The sequence below is a fragment of the Halorubrum sp. AJ67 genome (genome assembly GCF_000513435.1).
On record NZ_CBVY010000026.1, the window covers coordinates 1 to 4,422 of the forward strand.

A 4,422-nucleotide genomic window follows, 5' to 3' on the forward strand; every position below is an offset into this window, starting at 1 on the left:
CTTCACGAAGCGTCGCCGCCCGGACTCTGACGGATACTTGTCGGACGCACTCATACTCGGTTCTGCGGTTGGATCGGTAAAAAGGGTGACGAACCCTCCACCGCGCCGAGAATCGTCGCGCCGCGACCGCTCGTGGCGGGGATCGGAATCCGGATCGTTCATCGTCGGGAACGGACCGGCCACCGTCGGGGATCCGGACCGGCCACCCGCGGCGGTCGCACAGAAACGATCGTGAAGGTGTTTACTCGGAACTGAGGCAAACATTCGTTCGTATCGCGGTTTTTAACCGACTTCGACGGGAGTGTCCGTGGTATGGACCTACACAATCGAGACGTGCGGACGGACGTTCGGGAACTCGGGGCGCTGGTGGGGGACGTCCTCGCCGCGCAGGCCTCGACCGAAGCGTACGAGACGGTCGAGTCCCTCCGGAACGCGGCTATCGCGTACCGGCGGGGCGACGCCGCGGACCGCGACGCCCTCCACGAGGCCGTCGATGACCTCTCGACGGCTCGGGAGGAAGTCGTCGCCCGGGCGTTCACGACGTACTTCGAACTCATCAACCTCGCCGAGGAGCGCGAGCGCGTCCGCGAGGTGCGGAACGCCGACGACGGCACCGCCCTCCACGACTCCTTCGACGCGACGATCGCCGAGTTCGCCGAGGCGGGCGTCGACGCCGAGGAGTTAGAGGAACTGCTCGCGGACGTGCTCATCGAACCGACGTTCACCGCCCACCCGACGGAGGCCCGGCGGTCGACGGTGAAGTCCAAGCTCCGCTCCATCGCGAACCACCTCGAAGAGCTCGACGAACACAACCTCACCGACCGCGAGCGGCGCGCCGTCTGGCGCGACGTCACCGCCGAGGTGACCAGCCTGTGGGGCACCCGGCAGGTCCGCCAGCGAGCGCCCGAGCCGGAAGACGAGGCGCGGAACGTCCAGTGGTACCTCGAGAACACGCTGTTCGACGTCGTCGGCGACGCCTACGAGGAGTTCGAGGAGACGATCGCGAAGGAGTACGACGACGTCGACTCCCCCAAGCTCTTCGAGTTCCGCTCGTGGGCCGGCTCCGACCGCGACGGGAACCCGTTCGTCACCCCCGAGGTGACCGACGAGACGCTCGAACGCCAGCGGTCGGTCGCCGTCGAGAAGTACCGCGACCGCTGTAAGCGGCTCTCCGCCGTGCTGAGTCAGGACGGCGACCGGTACGGCGATAACGACGCGTTGGCAGCGTCGCTCGCGGCCGACGCCGACCGGTTCCCGACCGTCGTCGAGGAGGCCCGCGAGCGCTACCCCGACGAGCCGTACCGTCAGAAGCTCCGGCTGATGCGCGAGCGGCTCGATCGCGTGAACGACGTCCGACCCGGCGAGTACCCCGACGGCGACGCCTTCCTCGACGATCTCGACGTCATCGCCGACTCGCTGCGCGCCGACGGACAGGAGTCGGTCCTCGAATCGTTCGTCGAGCCGTTCCGCCGGCAGGTCGACACGTTCGGGCTCACGCTGGCGTCGCTCGACTTACGGGACCACCGCGAGAACCACACCGAGGCCGTCGCCGAGGCGGTCGGCGTCGAGGGCGTCGACTACCGCGGGATGGACGAGTCCGAGCGCCAGGAGTTCCTCACGGACGCGATCCTTCAGGAGGACCCCGTCGTCGACCTCGACGAGCCGGGAGACGTCTCGGAGACGACTGAGCGCGTCCTCCGGCGGTTCGAGTCGTTCGCGGACTGGCAGGACGAGTACGGCCCGCAGGCGATAGACACCTACTGCATCTCGATGACGGAGGAGCCGAGCCACGTCCTGGAGGTGCTCTTCTTGGCCGATCAGGTCGGCGTCGTCTCCCTGCCCGACCACTGCGCGGTCGACGTCGTTCCGCTGCTGGAGACCGAGTCGGCGCTCAACGGTGCCGAGCGCATCCTCGGGACGCTCTTCGAGAACGAGGCGTACGCGACCGCGCTCGAAGCCCGCGACGAGGTCCAGGAAGTGATGCTCGGGTACTCCGACTCCAACAAGGAGAACGGCTTCCTCGCCGCGAACTGGGACCTCTACGAGAACCAGCGCCGGATCGCCCGGTTCTGCCGCGAGGAGGAGGTCACGCTCCGGCTGTTCCACGGCCGAGGTGGCTCCATCTCGCGCGGCGGCGGCCCGATGAACGAGGCGCTGCTCGCGCTCCCCAACGAGACCGTCACGGGGCAGGTGAAGTTCACCGAGCAGGGCGAGGCGATAGCCGAGAAGTACGCCAACCCGCGGATCGCCGAGCGCGAGCTCGAACAGATGCTCGACGCGCAGATCCGCGCCCGGAAGGAGGCGAACGAGGAGCCGGTCGAGGACGTGCCCGAGCGGTGGGTGGAGGCGATGGAGGTCATGGCCCCCGCCGCCCGCGAGACGTACCGCGACCTGTTGAACACGGACGGGTTCGTCTCGTACTTCGAGCAGGCGACACCGATCAGCGTCGTCGAGAACCTCAACCTCGGCTCCCGGCCCGCGAGCCGGTCGGGCGAGCGCAGCGTCGAGGACTTACGCGCCATCCCGTGGGTGTTCTCGTGGACCCAGACCCGGCTCATTCTCCCCGGCTGGTACGCGATCGCCTCCGGCATCGACGCCTACCTCGACGAGGTCGGCGAGGAAGAGGGGATGGAGATCCTCCGCGAGATGTTCGACGAGTGGCCGTTCTTCCGAACGACGCTCGACAACGCCTCGCTGGCGCTCGCGCGGACCGAGCCGGAGATCGCCGCCGAGTACGCCGACCTGGCCGACGACGACCTCCGCGAGCGCTTCTTCCCGGAGCTCGTCGGCGAGTACGAGCGGGGCTGTGAACTCGTCTTGGAGATCAGCGGTCGCGACCAACTGCTCCGCCGCGAGTGGCTCGAAGAGAGCCTCGACCGCCGGAACCCCTACGTCGACCCGCTGAACCTGCTTCAGGCGAACCTGCTCGGGCGCACCCACCGCACCGACGAGGAGGAGCGCACCCTGCGGCTCACCGTCAACGGCATCGCCGCCGGGATGAAGAACACCGGATAGCGAGACCCGAACCCGGTCGAACCGCCGCGAAAACGCCCGCGACCGATTCGTCCTTTCGATTCTATCGAGCGTCAGAACCGTAACCCCGTCTCTCCTCGACGAGCCACGCGGCCCGACGAGCGACATGCGACGAGTGTGGCGCTCCGCCGATCGGGACTCGCCGGCGCGGATCAGTTTTGATATAGCGAAATAAGATTTACGACGGATACGCGGGCGAAACTGCCGGCTACCGAGGATAGAGGGCCGATCGGCGGATTTCCGCCGGTTCGCGGCGTCAGAAGAGAGCTGCGGCTGAACGGTTACGGCGAAAACGAATCAAAGAGCCGCTCTACGCGTAGCGTTCGAGTTCCGGACGGTCGAGGTCCTCGAAGACCTCGGTCGCGACCTCCGAGAGGAACGCCTCGCCCTCGTCGGAGACACGGCGGCCCTCGCCGGCGGCGGTGGTGACGAGTCCCTCTTCTTCGAGCGCCTGAAGCGCCGTGCGGATGAGGTTACGCGAGCCGCCCTCGTGTTCGCCGGGACGGACCGAGTAGCGGTTCGAGCCGCGCTTCTTGGAGCCGTACTCGGTCGCGAGCCGCTCGATGCCGACCGGCTCGTTCTGAGCGACCTTGCGGAGCAGGCTCGCCGAGCGGACGTACCAGAAGTCTTCCTGCTCGGGCGGAAGCTCCTTGCCGGCACCGCTCTTGGTGAACTCGACCCAGTCGGGCTCGTCGATCCGGTCCTCGAGTCGCGCGGCGACGGCCTCGATGAGGTCGTCCGCCGGCACGTCGTAGATGGTTACCATTGAGTCTCGATTCACGCCAGCGTCGTTTAAAACCATCGTATCGCGTACGGCCCGTGTGAGCCGTTTTCACGGGGTTACGGGCCGCTCCGGGCGACTCGGGGATCGGAGAACGCGCACGGCGACGACCGCGCTTACTCGACGTACTCGTACTTCCGCTCGTTCATCCGACCCCAGCCGGTGAAGACGAACTCCCCGTCGGGCTGAGTGAACTCCTCGATCTCGCGTTCGACGTCCATGTCGTACTCGTGGACGTCGTGGACATCCTCGTACTCGTCCCACGTGAGGTCGTAGCGGGCGTCGAGCTGGTCGTCGATGTCGAGTCCCCCGATCTCCGCGCGCCACCCCTCGCGGATCGTCTCGGCGTGGATCTCGGCCTGCGCGCCGGAGCCGTAGGAGGCGACGAGCAGCGTCTCACCGACGAACTCCCGGTCCCGGGTCAGCGCGTCTCGCAGGGCGCTCACGCGGGCGATGTGGACGGAACTGGTGTACCAGTTGCCGACCTCGCGGGAGAGCTCTAAGGTCGGCTCGACGGCCGTATCGTACCACGTCTGATACTGCTCGGTGGTCTTCAGCTCGTCCATGTACCCGCGGATCGCCTCCTCGTAGGCCTCGCGGTCCTCGTA

Annotated in this window: 3 protein-coding genes; 1 reads left to right on the forward strand and 2 read right to left on the reverse strand. The window is 67.3% G+C overall.

What is annotated here, in order from left to right:
- The first annotated feature begins 312 nt into the window (after positions 1-312).
- The gene (gene ppc, locus BN903_RS14285) at positions 313-3,015 is read left to right on the forward strand and encodes a phosphoenolpyruvate carboxylase (RefSeq protein WP_048078365.1); all 2,703 of its coding nucleotides are present in this window, start codon (positions 313-315) and stop codon (positions 3,013-3,015) included.
- Positions 3,016-3,343: 328 nt separating this feature from the next.
- On the opposite strand, the gene BN903_RS14290 is transcribed toward ppc, so the two are convergent.
- Positions 3,344-3,799 carry a 30S ribosomal protein S19e gene (locus BN903_RS14290; RefSeq protein WP_048078366.1) on the reverse strand — a complete coding sequence of 152 codons (456 nt, stop codon included), beginning with the start codon at positions 3,797-3,799 and terminating at the stop codon, positions 3,344-3,346.
- A gap of 131 nt (positions 3,800-3,930) precedes the next feature.
- Positions 3,931-4,422, reverse strand: a 492-nt coding sequence (locus BN903_RS14295) for a hydroxymethylglutaryl-CoA synthase (RefSeq protein ID WP_048078367.1), incomplete at its 5' end; no start/stop codon positions are given.

What these genes read in the sequence shown, in the direction of transcription:
- ppc (WP_048078365.1), top strand. Translation starts at nt 313, where the DNA reads ATGGACCTACACAATCGAGACGTGCGGACGGACGTTCGGGAACTCGGG.
- BN903_RS14290 (WP_048078366.1), bottom strand. Translation starts at nt 3,799, where the DNA reads ATGGTAACCATCTACGACGTGCCGGCGGACGACCTCATCGAGGCCGTC.